Raw genomic sequence first — 17,560 nt, 5'->3', positions numbered from 1 at the left:
CCGCCGCCTCTCAGCGCGGCCAGTCGGATGCGGGGTCGACCGCGAGCAGGGGACGGATCGCGCCCAGCACGGCGCCGATGCAGACATCGCGCAGTTCGGTGCGGCTGCAGGTTTCCCGGGTGAGCCAGTCGACGCAGAGCACCTGGACGAACACCAGCCAGCTCTTCAGGACTCCGGAGACGGCCTCGCGGGCATTCTCGTCGGCCAGGGGGAGCACATTGAGCAGGCCGGCGCGCAGGCCGTCGAGCTCGTTGGTCATGATCGTCTGGATGACAGGGTCGCCGGCGAGGACCCGGTTCGCGGCGAGGACGGCGTTCCTGTTCTCGATGAAGTAGTCGAGATGCGTGTCCAGGCCCTCGGTGAGCTGCTCGACAAGGGTCTGCGTCGGGTCGAACCGGGTGCTGACGAGCAGCTGGTCGGCCGCCTGCTGATAGACCGCGGCGAACAGGTCGCGCTTGCCGGGGAAGTGACGGTACAGCAGCGCACGGGAGACGCCCGCCTCTTCGGCGACATCCTCCATCAGCACCTCTTCGTACGGGCGGGCGGCGAAGAGGCGTGCGCCCACGGCGAGGAACCGGGCTCGGCGGTCGGCAGGGCTGAGTCGTTGACGGGGAGGCACAGCCGAAGACTACTTGACACGCGTCTACTAGTTGCGCATAGCGTAGTAGACGGATGTCAACTAATGCCGAGGCGGTGGATCATGGCCAGGACTCTCAAGGTGCTCGCACTGACGATGGGGGTCGCCTGCGTGGCGATCGGGCTCCTCCACATGCTGCTGGGGAACGCCGCGATTCCGGGCGCCCACGCGGCCGGTGCGACGGTGGACAGCCTGGGCCGCTTCTTCGGGGCGATCTTCGCCGGGTACGGCCTGGCCTGGCTGTGGGCCGCCCGCCGGACACCGATCCCGGCACGCGCGGTGCGGTGGCTGTCGGGCGTCTTCCTGCTGGGTGGACTCAGCCGTCTGCCGTCGCTCGCCGTGGCAGGGCGGCCGGACTCGTTCCAGCTGGTCCTGGCCGCGATCGAACTCACCCTGCCGCCTGTGTACTTCTGGCTGGCGGACGCGGATGAACGGGCGGCGTCGAAGACGCCGCCGCACGCGGTGTCCCGGGCATAGAACCGAAGACTCTGCCGCACGCAGCGTCCCGGACACAGGACCGAATACTCTGCCGCACGCAGCGTCCCGGACACAGGACCGGGCGACGCCCCCGTTCCACCCTCCGGGCCACGATGCACCGCTGCCGGAACGCCGCGACTGCCGACCTCCGCCCGACCCACCCCATCCGACAGCACCCACTCGCCACCGGCCACTCCACCAGCCCCGCCGGCCGGACCGGCCGGACCGGCCGGACCGGCCCGATTCCCTCACCGAGGCGCGCATCATGGCGCGTTCGCGGTTCACGGGTTCCCCGATCCGTTCCGTCATACCCCGAACACGACAGAACCCCAGGTCACGGGATATGTGACCTGGGGTTCTTCTGAGCCGCCTTCGGGATTCGAACCCGAGACCTACGCATTACGAGTGCGTTGCTCTGGCCAACTGAGCTAAGGCGGCACGCCCTGTCGCACCATGGTGCGATCAGCAGCGTCGCCAAGTCTACACAGTTTCCGGGGGTGCTCCGTACCAGCCCGGCTGCGGGCCGTTGTCGCAGGTCAGCAATGGGGCAGTGAGGGCCGGCGGTCGGTCGGCGGCACGTCGGGCGGGCTCAAGAGCACTGCTTGCCGTCGGCCGGCGGGGTGCCGTCCAGGAGGTAGGTGTTGATCGCCGTGTCGATGCAGTCGCTGCCTCGGCCGTACGCCGTGTGGCCGTCACCGCGGTAGGTGAGGAGCGTGCCGGAGGAGAGCTGACCGGCCAGGGACTGGGCCCACTTGTACGGCGTGGCCGGGTCGCGGGTGGTGCCGACCACGACGATCGGGGCCGCGCCCTTCGCCTCGATGCGGTGGGGGGTGCCGGTGGGCCGGACCGGCCAGTGGGCACAGTTCAGTGCTGCCCAGGTGAAGGTCCTGCCGAAGACCGGGGACGCCTTCTCGAAGCTCGGAAGTGCCTGCGCGGCGGCATCGGCGTCGGCGAAGGCGGGCGGCAGGTCCAGGCAGTTCACGGCCGTGTTGGCGGACATCAGATTCGCGTACGTGCCGTTCGGTTCGCGTTCGTAGTAGCCGTCCGCCAGGGAGAGCAGGCCGGAGCCGTCACCCTTCTCGGCGCCGGCGAGGGCCTCGCGGAGCTGGGGCCAGGCCGTCTCGTCGTACATGGCGGCGATGACCCCCGTGGTGGCGAGGGATTCGGTGAGCTCGCGGGAGTCACCGGTGGGGACGGGCCTGGCGTCGAGGCCGGCGAAGAGCCGCTCGAGGCGGACAGCCGCGTCGGCGGGGGAGGTGGTACCGAGCGGGCAGCCCGCCTTCTTCACACAGTCGGCGGCGAAGGACTGGAACGCGGTCTCGAAGCCCGCGGTCTGATCACGGTTGACGTCGAGAGACGAGAGAGACGGGTCCATCGCGCCGTCCAGGACCAGGCGGCCGACCCGGGCGGGGAACAGCTCGGCGTACGTGGCGCCGAGATACGTACCGTACGACGCCCCGACGTAGTGCAGCTTCTCGTCGCCGAGCAGGGACCTCAGCACGTCCATGTCGCGGGCCGTCTCGACCGTGGAGACATGCGGAAGGATCTTGCCGGAGTGCCGCTCGCAGCCGCTCGCGAACTGTTGGTAGGCGGCGCTCAGCCGCTCGACCTCGGCGGCGTCGTCCGGGGTCTGGTCGACCCGGGTGTAGGCGTCCATCTGCGGACCGGTGAGGCACTCGACGGGCTCGCTGCGGGCCACTCCGCGTGGGTCGATGGCGACCATGTCGTAGCGGGCCCGGACCTGGGCGGGGTAGCCGATGCCCGCGTAATCCTGCAGATAGCCGATGGCCGAGCCGCCGGGGCCACCCGGATTCACCAGGAGGGAGCCGATCCGCTCGCCGGGCCCGGTGGCCTTCACCCGGGAGACGGCCAGTTCGACGTCGCCGCCGTCCGGCTTGGCGTAGTCCAGCGGCGCCCTCATCGTCGTGCACTGGAATCCCCCGACGCCGCAGTCCCGCCAGCTCAGTTGTTGCGCGTAGTACGCCTTGAGCGCGGCAGGGACGGACAGCGAGGACGAGGAAGGTGAGGCGTTCGTCGAACTTTCGCTGCTGCAGCCGGAGATGAGGAGGCCGGCAGTGCCGAGCGCGATGGCGAAGATGCGGAACGGGCGCCTGGTGTCCATCCCCGGAGCGTAGTCGCCGTTCGGCGGCTCGCCCGATTCTCCGCCCGTACGGGTGAAAGCGGCGACCAGCGGTGATGACGACGAGCAGCGCCGCGCCGTGGTGATGAGCGTCGGTCCGAGTGGTGTCAGCCCGCGCGCAAGGCCATCGTCATCGCCTCCACCGCGAGCAGTGGCGCCACATTGCGGTCCAGCGCCCGACGGCAGGCGATCACCGCCTCTATCCGGCGCAGGGTGCGCTCGGGCGTGGACGAGCGGGCGATGCGGTCGAGGGCGTCCTGTGCGTCCGCATTGGCGATGGCGATCCGCGAGCCCAGCTGGATGGCCAGCACATCGCGGTAGAAGCCGGTCAGGTCGGTGAGCGCGAGATCGAGGCTGTCACGCTGGGTACGGGTCTTGCGGCGCTTCTGCCTGTCCTCCAGCTCCTTCATCACCCCCGCCGTGCCGCGCGGCATCCGCCCCCCGGCGACCGCGCCGAGCGCGGCCTTCATCTCCTCCGTCTCCTTGGCGTCGACCTCCTCCGAGACCTGCTTGGCGTCATCGGTGGCGGTGTCGATCAGCTCCTGGGCGGCCTTGAGACAGCCCCCGATGTCCTCGACCCGCAGCGGGAGCTTGAGTACGGCGGCCCGGCGGGAACGGGCTCTCTCGTCGGTGGCGAGCCGGCGGGCCCTGCCGATGTGGCCCTGGGTGGCACGGGCGGCGGACGCGGCCCGCTCCGGATCGATGCCGTCACGCCGGATCAGCACGTCGGCGACTGCGTCGACCGGGGGCGTGCGCAGCGTGAGATGACGGCAGCGGGAACGAATCGTGGGCAGCACGTCCTCGAGAGAGGGTGCGCAGAGCAGCCACACCGTGCGCGGCGCGGGCTCCTCGACCGCCTTCAGCAGGACGTTCCCCGCGCCTTCGGTGAGCCGGTCGGCGTCCTCCAGGACGATGACCTGCCAGCGGCCGACGGCCGGGGAGAGCTGGGCGCGGCGGACCAGCTCGCGGGTCTCCTTCACTCCGATGGAGAGCAGGTCCGTACGGACCACCTCGACATCGGCGTGCGTACCGATGAGGCTGGTGTGACAGCCGTCGCAGAAGCCGCAGCCCGGTGCGCCCCCCAGAGCGCGGTCGGGGCTGGTGCACTGGAGTGCGGCGGCGAAGGCTCGGGCGGCCGTGGCACGGCCGGAACCAGGTGGCCCGGTGAACAACCAGGCATGGGTCATCTTCGACCCCGGCGGCACCGGCTCCCCCGCAGCGTCGGCGGTGACCAGCGCATCGGCGTCCCGAGCGGCGGCACCGAGCTGCTCCTGCACCCGGTCCTGGCCGACCAGGTCGTGCCATACGGTCATGGGTCATCGCCCTTCCGGTGGTGTGCGGCCGCACGGCTGTCGTACGACGCGGCCGCGCGGCTGTGATGTCACTGCTTGCCGATCCGGCGTTCCCTGCCCGGATCCGGCGTACCCGACCGGGTCCCGCTTGCCCGGACCCGATCCCGCGTCCCCGGCCCAGGCCCCGCTTGCCCGGCCCGCAACCCGCTTTCCTCGCATCCGGATCCGGCCTCCGGTCCGGGTCCCGGATCCGGCACCCTCATCCGAACTCCCGATCCGTCTTCCCATTGTGGGGGACGGGTCTGACAATCCCGACAGCACGGTTGCCCGGCTGCCCGGCTGCCCGGCTGCCCGGCTGCCCGGCTGCCGGGATCGTCGGACCCGCCCGGCAGCCGTCGCGGATCAGCGGCGCGGTCGGCGTCCCCGGCCCGAGGGGCCCGAGCCCTCGTCGTCGCGATGGTCGCCGAGCAGTTCGTCCGCCAGCGTGGGCAGATCGTCCAGCGGAGTCTCCTCGGCCCAGTCGGGACGGGGACGCCGGCCCCGACGCTCCTGGCCCTCCTGACCGTCCCAGTGGTTCTGCACCGGCCGCGGCATGCCCGCGCCCGGATCGCCCATCTGCGGAAGCTCGCGCGTGCGCTCGTTCTCGCGCTCCGGCGCGGCGTCCGCCGGGCGCTCGTCACGGAAGATGCCCCGCGGAACCCGGTCCGACGGATTCACGTCCCGAGCGTTCCAGGCGCCACCACTGTCCCGGGTGTCCCGTACCGGAGGAAGCACCGTCGTCTCGTCCGCGGCACCAGCGGCTCCGGGCCGGTCGGACCGCTGGTCGGAGGGATCGTCCCGATCCGGCCGGTCGGACCGCTCCGACCGGTCGTGGATCTTCGGGATCATCGCCGTTTCGGCCTCGTCGGGCGGCGCGGTCGGGGTGACCGGCGAAGGCACCGGCTGTGTCACGTCGTTCGGGCTGACGATCGGTGTCGGCACCGTGATCTCGTTGTCCGGGACGGACGCCGCCGCGGCAGCCTCGGCGCGCGCCGCCTCCGCGGCGGCAGCCGCGTCGGCCTCGGCCTGCCGACGGGCCGCCTCGGACCGCAGCAGTGCCTCCTCGGCCTTGCGCTGCTTCTCCAGCCGCCGTGCCTCGGCCTCCTTGCGCAGCCGGGCCTCCTCCTCGGCCTGCCTGCGCAGCCGGGCCTGCTCGGCCTCGCGGGCCGCCTCCTCGGCCTCCAGCCTGACCCGCTCCTCCTCGGCCTTGCGCCGGGCCTCCTCGGCGCGCTGCCTGGCTTCCTCGGCCTGGCGTTCCTCCTCGCGCCGACGCGCCTCCTCCAGCTCGCGGCGCTTGCGCTCCTCCTCCTCGGCACGGAGCTTGGCGAGCTGTTCCTGCCGCTCGCGCTCCAGCCGCTCCTCCTCGGCCTTGCGGGCCGCTTCCTCCTCGGCCTTGCGCCGGGCCTCCTCCTCGGCCGCCCTGCGCGCCTCCTCCTGGGCCTTGATCTCGGCCTCGGAGAGCGGAAGGAGCTGGTCGAGCCGGTGGCGTACGACCGTGGTGATCGCTTCCGGATCCTGACCCGCGTCCACCACCAGGTAGCGGGTCGGGTCGGCGGCGGCCAGCGTCAGGAAACCGGACCGCACCCGGGCGTGGAACTCGGGCGGCTCGGACTCCAGCCGGTCGGGCGCCTCGGTGAACCGTTCCCGCGCGGTCTCCGGGTCGACGTCCAGCAGCACCGTCAGATGCGGTACGAGTCCGCTCGTCGCCCAGCGCGAGATCCGGGCGATCTCGGTCGGGGAGAGATCACGGCCCGCGCCCTGGTAGGCGACGGACGAGTCGATGTAGCGGTCGGAGATGACGATCGCGCCACGCTCCAACGCCGGACGGACGACCGAATCGACGTGCTCGGCGCGGTCGGCGGCGTACAGCAGTGCCTCGGCCCGGTTGGAGAGCCCGGCCGACGACACGTCGAGCAGGATCGAGCGCAGCCGCTTGCCGACCGGGGTCGCGCCCGGCTCGCGGGTGACGACGACCTCGTGGCCCTTGGCACGGATCCAATCGGCGAGCGCCTCGACCTGGGTGGACTTGCCGGCGCCGTCGCCACCCTCCAGGGCGAGGAAGAATCCGGTCGCGGCGGGGGCGACGGCCGGGTCGCCGCCGCGCAGCGCCTCACGCAGGTCGCGCCGCAGCGGCACGCCGGAACGGTCGTCCGTCCTGGCGAGGACGATCACGGCGACGGGCAGCAGCAGGGCACCGATCAGCATCAGGGCGAAGGCCGCTCCGCCGTGGGCGAAGACGAAGCCTCCGGCGGTCAGCCGGTGGGCGCCGATCGCCGCAGCCAGCAGCGGCCCCGCGAGCGCGCCGATCGCGATGAGGACCCGCACGACGGCCTGGAGGTGCTCCGTGGTCCTGGCCCGGCGGAACTCCTCGGTCTCCTGGTCGACCAGGACATGACCGGTGTGGGCGGCGACGCCCGCCGCGTAACCGGCGAGCACCGCGATCATGAGCACGGTCGCCGTGTCCGGCACGAGGCCCATGGCGAGGAGCGCGACACCGGTGACGGCGATGGCCAGGGCGAGCAGCCTGCGCCGCGACAGCGCGGGCAGCACCTTCCCGGCAGTACGGATGCCGACCCCGGTGGCCCCGGTCAGTCCGAGGACCAGCAGGGCGAAGGCGGCGGGTCCGCCGCCCAGCTCGGCGGCGTGCAGTACGGCGACGGCAGCGGCGGCGGCGATCGCTCCGGCGACCGCTGCCGAGGCGCCGACGATCAGCGGTACGGCTCCGGTGCGGCCCTTGTCGGGACCGCTGCCGGTCGACGGCCGACGCAGGCCCTCCAGCGGCGAACGCGGGCGGGGCGTCTGCGAGCCGGGCAGCTCCAGGAAGTACAGGGTCGAGATGGAGGCCGAGAAGAGCCCGGCCGCGACGTACGAGCCGAGGGCCGCCTGGTGGAGCGAGAACCATTCCAGGCCCGAGCCCAGCAGGTTGCCGATGAGCGTGGCGATCAGCAGGACGACCGCGGCGGCCGGAACGGCGGCGAAGTCGGTACGGAGGGAGAGCCGGCGCAGCGCGTCGAGGTGGTCGGGCAGGGGGCGTACCGCGGCGCCCTCGGGGGGCGGCGCGGGCAGCAGCGCCGGGGCCGCGCCGTCCTTGGCGACCGTCCACAGGCGTTCGCTCGCACCGACGACGAAGACGGTGATCAGGATCATCATGAGTGCCTTGTCGGGCATCCAGTCGATCCACAGCGGCGCGACGACCAGCAGCGCGAGCCGCAGCCCGTCCGTGCCGATCATCAGCCACCGCCGGTCCAGCGGTCCCCCTGGCGCGGTGAGCGTCGTCAGCGGCCCCAGGAGTACGGCTCCGAAGAGCAGGGTGGCAAGGATCCGGGCACCGAACACCGCGGCGACGGCGAACGCCGCCCCTCGGTACCCAGCTCCGAATGAGCCCTCAAGGACCGCCGCTTGCAGCGACATCAGCACCAGCACGAGAAGGGCGAGTGCATCGCCGATACCACCGACGAGCTGGGCGCTCCACAACCGCTTCAGCGGGGGAACGCGCAACAGGGCTCGTACGGCGCGCTCGCGTGAGTCTGCGGCAAGAGTGTCGGAGGTGGGGCTCACGACCGTTGGCTGCTCGGCTCGCGTCATCCGCCCAGCCTATCCGGAGCGGTGGGGTCCCCGGAGGCCACGCCCGAACATATGGGCGCCCGAGGGCGCTCCGGCCCCCGACGACCGAGGGGCGTGCCCTGTCCCTTCGGCTCCCGAGGGACGGGGGCCGGGCCCGGCGCCCACCCCCTGCCGGACCGTAACGGGCCCCGCCGCACGGGCCCCGCCCCTCGCGCACACCTCCGGTGCACAAACGCCGGAGGGGCCGGAAGACCCAGCCCCTCCGGCGATCGGAGCGCTCGTACGGTCAGTCCTCCACGGACGCCGCGGCCGCCTTCTTCGTCGCGGTCGCCTTCTTGGCGGTCGTCGTCTTCTTCGCCGCGGTCGTCTTCTTCGCCGCGGTCTTCTTCGCCGCCGTCTTCTTGGCCGCCGCCGTGGTCTTCTTGGCCACCGTCTTCTTCGCGGTCGCCTTCTTGGCAGGAGCCTTCTTCGCCGTCTTCTTCTTGGCGGGCCCCTTGGCGCGCTTCTCGGCGAGCAGCTCGTAGCCGCGCTCCGGCGTGATGGTCTCGACGCTGTCACCGGTCCGGAGCGTCGCGTTGGTCTCCCCGTCGGTGACGTAAGCACCGAAGCGCCCGTCCTTGACCACGACCGGAGCCCCGCTCACCGGGTCGGTTCCCAGCTCCTTCAGCGGCGGCTTGGCCGCGGCGCGGCCCCGCTGCTTGGGCTGGGCGTAGATCGCGAGGGCCTCGTCGAGGGTGATGTCGAACAGTTGTTCCTCGGAGGTCAGCGAACGCGAGTCCGTGCCCTTCTTCAGATACGGGCCGTAGCGGCCGTTCTGCGCGGTGATCTCCACGCCGTCGGCGTCCTCGCCGACGACACGCGGCAGCGACATCAGCTTGAGCGCGTCGGCCAGCGTCACCGTGTCCAGCGACATGGACTTGAAGAGCGAGGCGGTCCGCGGCTTCACCGCGTTCTTGCCGGTCTTCGGGGTGCCCTCGGGCAGCACCTCGGTGACGTACGGGCCGTAACGCCCGTCCTTCGCGATGATCTGGTGCCCGGTGATCGGGTCCGCACCGAGCTCGAAGTCGCCGCTCGGCTTGGCCAGCAGTTCCTCCGCGTACTCGACGGACAGCTCGTCGGGTGCCAGGTCCTCCGGCACGTCCGCGCGCTGGTGTCCCTCGGAGTCCTTCTCGCCGCGCTCGATGTACGGACCGTAACGACCGACCCGGAGCTTGATCTCGTTGCCGACGGGGAAGGAGGAGATCTCGCGCGCGTCGATCGCGCCGAGGTCGGTGACGAGCTCCTTCAGTCCGCCGAGGTGGTCGCCGTCGCCGTTGCCCGCGTCGGAGGCCGCGCCCGCTCCCGCCGTGTCGTCGCCGCCCGCACCGAAGTAGAAGCGCTTCAGCCACGGCACGGACTGGGCCTCGCCCCGCGCGATGCGGTCGAGGTCGTCCTCCATCTTCGCGGTGAAGTCGTAGTCGACGAGCCGGCCGAAGTGCTTCTCCAGCAGGTTGACCACGGCGAAGGAGAGGAAGGACGGGACGAGCGCCGTGCCCTTCTTGAAGACGTAGCCGCGGTCCAGGATCGTGCCGATGATCGAGGCGTACGTCGACGGGCGGCCGATCTCGCGCTCTTCGAGCTCCTTGACCAGCGAGGCCTCGGTGTATCGGGCCGGCGGCTTGGTGGCGTGCCCGTCGACCGAGATCTCCTCGGCGGAGAGCGCGTCACCCTCCGCGACCTGCGGGAGGCGCCGCTCACGGTCGTCGAGCTCGGCGTTCGGGTCGTCCGCGCCTTCCACGTAGGCCTTCATGAAGCCGTGGAAGGTGATCGTCTTGCCGGACGCGGAGAACTCGGCGTCGCGGCCGTCACTCGCCCGGCCGCCGATCTTGACGGTGACGGAGTTACCGACCGCGTCCTTCATCTGGGAGGCGACGGTCCGCTTCCAGATCAGCTCGTAGAGCCGGAACTGGTCGCCGCTGAGACCGGTCTCGGCCGGGGTGCGGAAGCGGTCGCCGGAGGGGCGGATCGCCTCGTGCGCCTCCTGCGCATTCTTGACCTTCCCGGCGTACGTGCGCGGCTTGTCCGGCAGGTAGTCGGCGCCGTACAGCTGCGTGACCTGTGCCCGCGCCGCGGAGACCGCGGTGTCCGAGAGGGTCGTGGAGTCCGTACGCATGTAGGTGATGAAGCCGTTCTCGTACAGCTTCTGCGCGACCTGCATGGTGGCCTTGGCACCGAAGCCCAGCTTCCGGCTCGCCTCCTGCTGGAGGGTCGTCGTACGGAACGGGGCGTAGGGGGAACGGCGGTACGGCTTCGACTCGACGGACCGCACGGCGAACGTGGCGTCGGCGAGCGCTGCGGCCAGGGCACGGGCGTTCGTCTCGTCCAGGTGCAGCACCTGGCCGGCACCGGACTTCAGCTGCCCGTCCGGACCGAAGTCACGGCCCTGGGCGACACGGCGGCCGTCGACCGCGCTGAGACGGGCGGCGAGCGTCGACGGATCGGAGGCGTCACCGGCGCGGCCGGTGCCGAATGTGCCGGTCAGGTCCCAGTACTCGGCGGAACGGAAGGCGATGCGCTCGCGCTCCCGCTCGACGACGAGACGGGTCGCCACGGACTGGACGCGGCCGGCCGACAGCCGCGGCATGACCTTCTTCCACAGGACCGGCGAGACCTCGTAGCCGTAGAGCCGGTCGAGGATACGGCGGGTCTCCTGGGCGTCGACCATGCGCTGGTTGAGCTCGCGCGGATTGGCGACGGCCTCCCGGATCGCGTCCTTGGTGATCTCGTGGAAGACCATCCGGTGGACCGGAACCTTGGGCTTCAGAACTTCCTGCAGGTGCCACGCGATGGCTTCGCCCTCGCGGTCCTCATCGGTGGCGAGGAAGAGTTCATCGGACTCGGCGAGCAGCTGCTTGAGCTTCCTGACCTGCGCCTTCTTGTCCGCGTTGACGACGTAGACGGGCTGGAAGTCATGCTCGACGTCGACGCCGAGCCGACGGACCTCGCCGGTGTACTCGTCGGGGACCTCGGCGGCGCCGTTCGGCAGGTCGCGGATGTGCCCGACGCTCGCCTCGACGACGTATCCGGGGCCGAGGTAGCCCTTGATCGTCTTCGCCTTGGCAGGCGACTCGACGATGACGAGTCGGCGGCCGCCCTGTGCGGTCTCGCTGGTCGGGGACAACTTCGCTCTTCTCTCCGGTCGACACTCAGTGGGCATCCGGGCAGCGCGCTGACGCTGCCGACGGTGCTGTCGCTGCGGAGTGTGACGGTACAACCCGCCCCCGTGTCAAACGGCAAAAGCCCGCAACGGCCACTCGAACGGTAACCCGACTTCCGCCATTCCTGCCGCCCGGACTGCCCGGCCCACCACACGCACGGCCGCTGCCTGCGGGTTTCCGGTCGCTGTGACAGCGGCGCGGGCGCAGGTGGCGAAGAGCGGTCGGTCCGGGCGTGTTCCCCGGCGCGGCCCACCGGGCCCCTCGGCTCCCGGCCGGGCCCGGTGGAGGGTGGATCAGATGCGGGTGAAACACCACACACCGAGGACGAGAAAGAGTACGCCGAACACAGTGGCGAGAGTGGCGGAAGCGATGGGGCTCACACCCTGCGCCACCGGCGCGCGGTGCAGCACGCGCGACCCCGTCCACAGCAGCAGCGCGGCGCCGAACAGCGCGAACGCCGTTCCGGCGAAGACCGCAGGTCCGCTCTCCATGCCCGTACGCCTTCCTGTCCCTGTCCGGCCGGGGCCTGTGCCGTCCGGTCAGGGGGAGGCTGCCACCCCGGGGCGTCGTGGACGCGAACCCCGGGTGAATGGCCGGATGCACGCGTCCCGGATCCACCGGCCCCGGCCGCGGGGAAGCGCGCAACCGCCACCCCGGGACACCTCCGGCCGAGGACCAACCGGAATCAGCGGCCTCTCACGGCGGGCCTCGGCGGTGAGGGAAAAGACACTGATGGCAAGGTCGCTCCTTACCTCGGGCGGTACGCACCCGAACCGGAACGGAGCCAAATGGCGGAGCCTGGTGCCGGGGACGGCCGACGGGCCCGGAGACCGTTGCCCAGAGCCGGGGAGGGAGCTCGGTGATCGGCCCCCGCACTGGTCCCCGGGGCCCGACCGGGGAACCGTGCCCGGCGTCCGCGCCCCGGAACGAAGGCGCACGCAGCAGCCACTGCCCCTCCCGGGCCCCGGAAGCACGGCCGCGCCATCAGCTCACCGGCCGCTCCGGCCCACCGGCAACATCAGCTCACCGGCCGCTCGGGCCCACCGGCAACGTCAGCTCACCGGTGCCACCGGCTCCAGGAAGCCTTCCTCGACCAGCAGCCGGATCGCCTGCGGGGTGCGGTCGCGCAGCAGCACCGGGTCCTCGTTCATCAACTGGGCGATCGCGTCCAGGATCCGGCCCGCGGGCAGCGTCCCGTCGCACACTCCCGCGAAGCCGGCGCCTACGGCATCGACCTTCGTCGCACGCCGCATGCCGCGGTTCTGACGGAGCACCACGTGCTCCGGGTCCTCCGCGCCCGGCAGTCCGACCTGTTCCTGCACGACCTCGGCGGCAAGAGTGAAATGCCCGGACAGGAGCGCCGCGTCGTCCTGTTCGCGGAGGTAGTCCTGACGGGCGAAGTGGGCCTGGACCGCCGGTCCCAGCGGCTGCTCCACGGCGTGCGGCCATTCCTCGATCACGACCGAGGGGTTCCCGGCCGCTGCCGCGGCGGACTTGCGCAAGGTGATCCAGCCGAAGCCGACGCCCTTGGTCTTGCGGGCCTCGAACTCGTCCAGCCAGGCGTCGTACCGCTCGGCGTACTCGGCGGGATCCGTGCGGTGGTCGCCACTGTCGCGCAGCCACAACTCCGCGTACTGCGTGACGTCCTGGACCTCACGCTGGACGATCCAGGCGTCGCAGCCGTGCGGCACCCAGGAACTCAGCCGGCTCTGCCACTCCTCGCCCTCGACGTGCTGCCAGTTGGCGAGAAAGTGGGCGTATCCGCCTTCGTTCAACCGGTCGCCCGACTGCTGTACCAGGGTCCGGCACAGGTCGTCGCCGCCCATGCCGCCGTCGCGGTAGGTGAGACGGGCTCCGGGCGAGATGACGAACGGCGGGTTGGAGACGATCAGGTCGTACGTCTCCGTGCCGACCGGCTCGTACAGGGATCCCAGACGCAACTCGGCCGCCGGGGCGCCGGACAGGGCGAGCGTCAGTCGGGTGAAATCCAGCGCGCGCGGGTTGAGGTCGGTGGCCGTGACCCGGGTGGCGTGCTGCGAGGCGTGCAGCGCCTGGATACCGGAGCCCGTACCGACATCGAGCGCGGAGGCGACAGACGTACGGACGGTGATCCCGGCGAGTGTGGTGGACGCCCCCCCGACGCCGAGCACCACGCCCTCCTCCCGCGAACCGATGCCGCCCGCGCCACCGACCGCGCAGCCCAGGTCGGAGACGATGTACCAGTCCTGTCCCTCGGGCCCGCCGTACGGCCGGACGTCGACCGTGGCCCGCACCTCTCCGTCGGCGGTACGGGTCACCCAGCCGTCCTCGATGCACTCGGCCAGGGGGAGCGCGGCACGGGCCCGCTCGTACGGGACGGGGTGTTGGAGCAGGAAGAGCCGCACCAGGGTGTCGAGCGGGGAGTCGCCCCGGGTGGCGCGCAGCGCCGGAACCGTCTCGCTGCGGGCGAGCGCGGCGTAGGCGGGCGCACCGAGCAGGTCGAGGAGCCCGTCGGCGGTGAAGGCGGCGGCGAGCAGGGCTTCGCGGAGCCGGGGCGAACGGTCGGGCGCGGGAAGACTGGTCGTACTCACCCACCCATTGTGGCCGTTCCCACTGACAACGGCAGCGGCCCGGCGCTCGCCGGGGGCGCCGGGCCGTGCGTGCAACGGCTGCCTCGACTACGACCGCCGCGACCGGACGGTCACGACTTCTTGTCGGGCGAGGCGGACGACGACGGGGACCCCGACTCCTGGGAGCCGGCGTTCGGCGGCACCGATGCCGTCGGCTTCTGGCAGCCCGTCTGCTTCGCCATCGCGGCGCCGACCTCACCGGACTGAAGCCTCTTCAGCGCCTCGTCACCGCTGGTGCTGATCTTGTTCAGCTCGTCCGCGATGCCCTTGAGGCCGTCGGCGAACTTCGCCTGGTCCTTCGTGTCGAGGGCATCGACCTTCTTCTGCAGGTTCGCGTACGCCACGGAGGAGGCGTTGAGCTCCTTCACGGCCTCCTTCTGCGTGGTCTCGCCGCCGTCGACCGGCGGCGCTCCCGCCGAGTCGACAGCCGCGCCGAGTGCCTTGTACGCCTGCGAGATCTGCTGGAAGGCGGCCGAGTCGGTCCTCTGGACATCGGCGGGCTTGCTGTTGTCGGCGGTCTGCTGCTGGATGGCGGCGTTGGCGTTCGCGATCTTCTGCAGTTGGGGCTTGACCTGGTCGCAGACCGTCTTCGCCCAGTCGTTCACCTTGTTGCTCTTGTCGTCGCTGCTGCAGCCCGACAGCGTAAGTACCAGTACCGCACCGCCGGACAGCGCGGCCGCAAGCTTCTTGTTCACCGGATCGGTCCCTTCCAAGGCTCTCGGCCCCGGAACTTACACGTCGGGCGCACTCCATCCGGGTGCCGAGCGTCCGATCAGTGAGCATTTGAAGCCATTTGCACCAAGGCAAATGAGGGAGATACAACTCACCCGCCCAGCCCTCGGGACATGGGAACAGGTGCGCGAGCAAGTGCGCGGTCGGGCATATCGGCCGGGCGGACAACCGAGTGATCGCCAGGCGGGCCGTCGGACGGACAACCGAGCGCACCACCGGACAGGCGGGGCTGAGCGCCGGAGAGAACACCGGGTGGACCGTCGGACAGACCACCGGGCGGACGCCGCATCATGATGCCTCGTCCGCCCGGAAGTCGCGTCACGGCAGATTACGTGCCGCAGCCTTCCTTACGTCGCCGCTTCACGAGACGGCTGCCTGGTCGGGCGACTCGGCGGGCCTGCCTCCTCCCCCGTCCCCACCGCTCGGGCCCTCTTCGTCCCCCACGGCGATCCCGCGCCGTTTGGAGACGTAGACCGCTCCGACGATGACGGCGACGGCGAGTACCGCCACCAGCGCCCGCACCCCGGCGCTCGCGTCGTGCCCGTAGCTGAACTGCACCACCGCCGGAGCGATGAGCAGCGCGACCAGGTTCATCACCTTGAGCAAGGGGTTGATCGCCGGCCCCGCCGTGTCCTTGAACGGGTCGCCGACCGTGTCACCGATGACGGTCGCGGCATGGGCCTCGCTGCCCTTGCCGCCATGATGACCGTCCTCGACGAGTTTCTTGGCGTTGTCCCACGCGCCGCCGGAGTTGGCGAGGAAGACCGCCATCAGCGTGCCGGTACCGATGGCGCCCGCGAGATACGAACCGAGCGCCCCGACACCGAGCGTGAACCCGACGGCGATCGGCGCCATGACCGCGAGCAGGCCCGGCGTGGCGAGCTCGCGCAGGGCGTCCTTGGTACAGATGTCGACGACCCGCCCGTACTCCGGCTTCTCGCTGTGGTCCATGATCCCGGGATGCTCGCGGAACTGCCGCCGCACCTCGTAGACCACGGCCCCGGCGGACCGGGACACCGCGTTGATCGCCAGCCCGGAGAAGAGGAAGACGACCGCGGCGCCGAGGATCAGCCCCACCAGATTGTTGGGCTGCGAGATGTCCAGGCTGAGTGTCATCTCCCCGGCCTTGGCCCCCACGTCTCCGACCGCGGTGGCGATCGCGTCGCGGTACGAGCCGAACAGCGCCGAGGCCGCCAGGACGGCGGTGGCGATGGCGATGCCCTTGGTGATGGCCTTGGTGGTGTTGCCGACGGCGTCCAGGTCGGTCAGGACCTGAGCACCGGCTCCGGTGACGTCACCGGACATCTCCGCGATGCCCTGCGCGTTGTCGGAAACCGGGCCGAAGGTGTCCATGGCCACGATGACACCGACGGTGGTGAGCAGCCCGGTCCCCGCGAGGGCCACCGCGAAGAGCGCCAGCATGATCGACGTGCCGCCGAGCAGGAACGCCCCGTAGACGCCCAGACCGATCAGCAGCGCCGTGTAGACGGCGGACTCCAGGCCGATCGAGATGCCGGCGAGTACGACGGTGGCCGGGCCGGTCAGCGAGGACTTGCCGATGTCCTTGACGGGACGGCGGCTGGTCTCGGTGAAGTAGCCGGTCAACTGCTGGATCAGAGCGGCCAGCACGATGCCGATGGCGACGGCCACCAGGGCGAAGACCCGCGGGTCGCCGCCGTGCGAGGTGATGGCGCTGTCGGTGACACCGGCCAGATCCGCGTACGAGGACGGCAGATGGACGAAGACCGCCACGGCCACCAGAACCAGCGAGATCACGGCGGAAATGAAGAATCCGCGGTTGATGGCGGTCATTCCGCTGCGGTCGGCACGCCGCGGGGCGACCGCGAAGATCCCGATCATCGCGGTGACCACACCGATCGCCGGGACGATCAGCGGGAAGGCCAGTCCGGAGTCGCCGAAGGCGGCCTTGCCGAGGATGAGCGCGGCGACGAGGGTCACGGCGTACGACTCGAAGAGGTCGGCCGCCATGCCCGCGCAGTCACCGACGTTGTCGCCCACGTTGTCTGCGATGGTGGCGGCGTTGCGCGGGTCGTCCTCCGGGATACCCTGCTCCACCTTGCCGACCAGGTCGGCGCCGACGTCCGCGGCCTTGGTGAAGATGCCGCCGCCGACCCTCATGAACATGGCGATCAGCGCGGCGCCGAGACCGAAGCCCTCCAGCACCTTGGGCGCGTCGGCGGCATAGACGAGGACGACGCAGGAAGCGCCGAGCAGGCCGAGACCCACGGTGATCATGCCGACCACGCCGCCGGTACGAAAAGCGATCTTCATCGCTCGGTGCGAAACAGCGGTGAGATCCTTTTCGGGTTCACCTTCCGCGGGAGTCGCCTCGCGCGCAGCAGCAGCCACGCGGACATTACTCCGTACGGCGAGTCGCATGCCGATGTATCCGGTGGTCGCCGAGAAAAGCGCACCCACCAGGAAGAACAACGAACGGCCGGCACGCTGCGACCAGTTGTCGGCCGGAAGCAGCAGAAGCAGGCAGAAGACCACGACCGCGAAGATGCCCACGGTGCGCAACTGCCGGGCCAGATAGGCATTCGCGCCTTCCTGGACAGCGGCCGCGATCTCCTTCATGCGGTCGGTTCCCTCACCGGCCGCCAGCACCTGCCGCACCAACAGCCGGGCTACGACCAGCGCGGCCACGGCGACGGCCGCGACGACGATCACGATGACGCGGTTGTCATGGGTGAGCACCGCGTCCGCGAGCGACACGGGGCGATCGAAGGGTGTGACACCGGAAGGTGCGGAACCGGAAGGTGCGGAAAATGCGGAATCTTGCGTCAGTCCTGCCAGTGGGGTGTTGAAGAACTCCGCCATACGTCCTCCTTGACGCTCAGCGCTCAAGACGT

At 70.9% G+C, this 17,560-nt stretch carries 10 protein-coding genes and 1 tRNA gene; 1 reads left to right on the top strand and 10 read right to left on the bottom strand.

Annotation, left to right across the window (positions count from 1 at the left end; all coding sequences use genetic code 11):
• Positions 1–10: 10 nt before the first annotated feature.
• Positions 11–619: a TetR/AcrR family transcriptional regulator gene (locus ACIQCZ_RS36145; protein WP_402289227.1), complete on the bottom strand. Its 609-nt coding sequence runs from the start codon at positions 617–619 to the stop codon at positions 11–13.
• 81 nt (positions 620–700) lie between these two features.
• Between ACIQCZ_RS36145 and ACIQCZ_RS36140 the strand changes: the two genes are divergently transcribed.
• On the top strand, positions 701–1,114 hold the full coding sequence (locus tag ACIQCZ_RS36140; protein ID WP_402289224.1) for a DUF4345 domain-containing protein: 414 nt from the start codon (positions 701–703) through the stop codon (positions 1,112–1,114).
• A 364-nt stretch (positions 1,115–1,478) separates the two neighbouring features.
• Here the strand turns inward: ACIQCZ_RS36140 and ACIQCZ_RS36135 are convergent.
• The 9 genes from ACIQCZ_RS36135 to ACIQCZ_RS36095 all read right to left on the bottom strand — a co-directional run bounded on the left by ACIQCZ_RS36135 (position 1,479) and on the right by ACIQCZ_RS36095 (position 17,528).
• Positions 1,479–1,552: transfer RNA gene (locus tag ACIQCZ_RS36135), tRNA-Thr, on the bottom strand.
• 151 nt (positions 1,553–1,703) lie between these two features.
• Positions 1,704–3,236, bottom strand: a complete 1,533-nt coding sequence (locus tag ACIQCZ_RS36130; RefSeq protein ID WP_402289221.1) for an alpha/beta hydrolase — start codon at positions 3,234–3,236, stop codon at positions 1,704–1,706.
• Between the two features lie 125 nt (positions 3,237–3,361).
• The gene (locus ACIQCZ_RS36125) at positions 3,362–4,567 is read right to left on the bottom strand and encodes a DNA polymerase III subunit delta' (RefSeq protein ID WP_402289218.1); all 1,206 of its coding nucleotides are present in this window, start codon (positions 4,565–4,567) and stop codon (positions 3,362–3,364) included.
• A gap of 381 nt (positions 4,568–4,948) precedes the next feature.
• A complete protein-coding gene (gene tmk / locus ACIQCZ_RS36120) occupies positions 4,949–8,170 on the bottom strand; it encodes a dTMP kinase (RefSeq protein WP_402289215.1) in 3,222 nt (1,073 codons plus the stop codon).
• 265 nt (positions 8,171–8,435) lie between these two features.
• A complete protein-coding gene (gene topA / locus ACIQCZ_RS36115) occupies positions 8,436–11,309 on the bottom strand; it encodes a type I DNA topoisomerase (RefSeq protein WP_402289212.1) in 2,874 nt (957 codons plus the stop codon).
• Between the two features lie 330 nt (positions 11,310–11,639).
• The gene (locus ACIQCZ_RS36110; RefSeq protein ID WP_351076972.1) at positions 11,640–11,837 is read right to left on the bottom strand and encodes a hypothetical protein; all 198 of its coding nucleotides are present in this window, start codon (positions 11,835–11,837) and stop codon (positions 11,640–11,642) included.
• 561 nt (positions 11,838–12,398) lie between these two features.
• The gene (locus ACIQCZ_RS36105; RefSeq protein ID WP_402289208.1) at positions 12,399–13,916 is read right to left on the bottom strand and encodes a methyltransferase; all 1,518 of its coding nucleotides are present in this window, start codon (positions 13,914–13,916) and stop codon (positions 12,399–12,401) included.
• Positions 13,917–14,026: 110 nt separating this feature from the next.
• Positions 14,027–14,650 (bottom strand): small secreted protein, encoded by a 624-nt coding sequence (locus ACIQCZ_RS36100; RefSeq protein WP_402289205.1) that lies wholly within the window; start codon positions 14,648–14,650, stop codon positions 14,027–14,029.
• Between the two features lie 397 nt (positions 14,651–15,047).
• Positions 15,048–17,528 carry a sodium-translocating pyrophosphatase gene (locus tag ACIQCZ_RS36095; protein ID WP_402289202.1) on the bottom strand — a complete coding sequence of 827 codons (2,481 nt, stop codon included), beginning with the start codon at positions 17,526–17,528 and terminating at the stop codon, positions 15,048–15,050.
• Positions 17,529–17,560 lie beyond the last annotated feature (32 nt).

Source organism: Streptomyces sp. NPDC093149 (assembly GCF_044754145.1).
Classification (GTDB): domain Bacteria; phylum Actinomycetota; class Actinomycetes; order Streptomycetales; family Streptomycetaceae; genus Streptomyces.
This window is presented reverse-complemented; position numbering and strand designations above follow the sequence as displayed.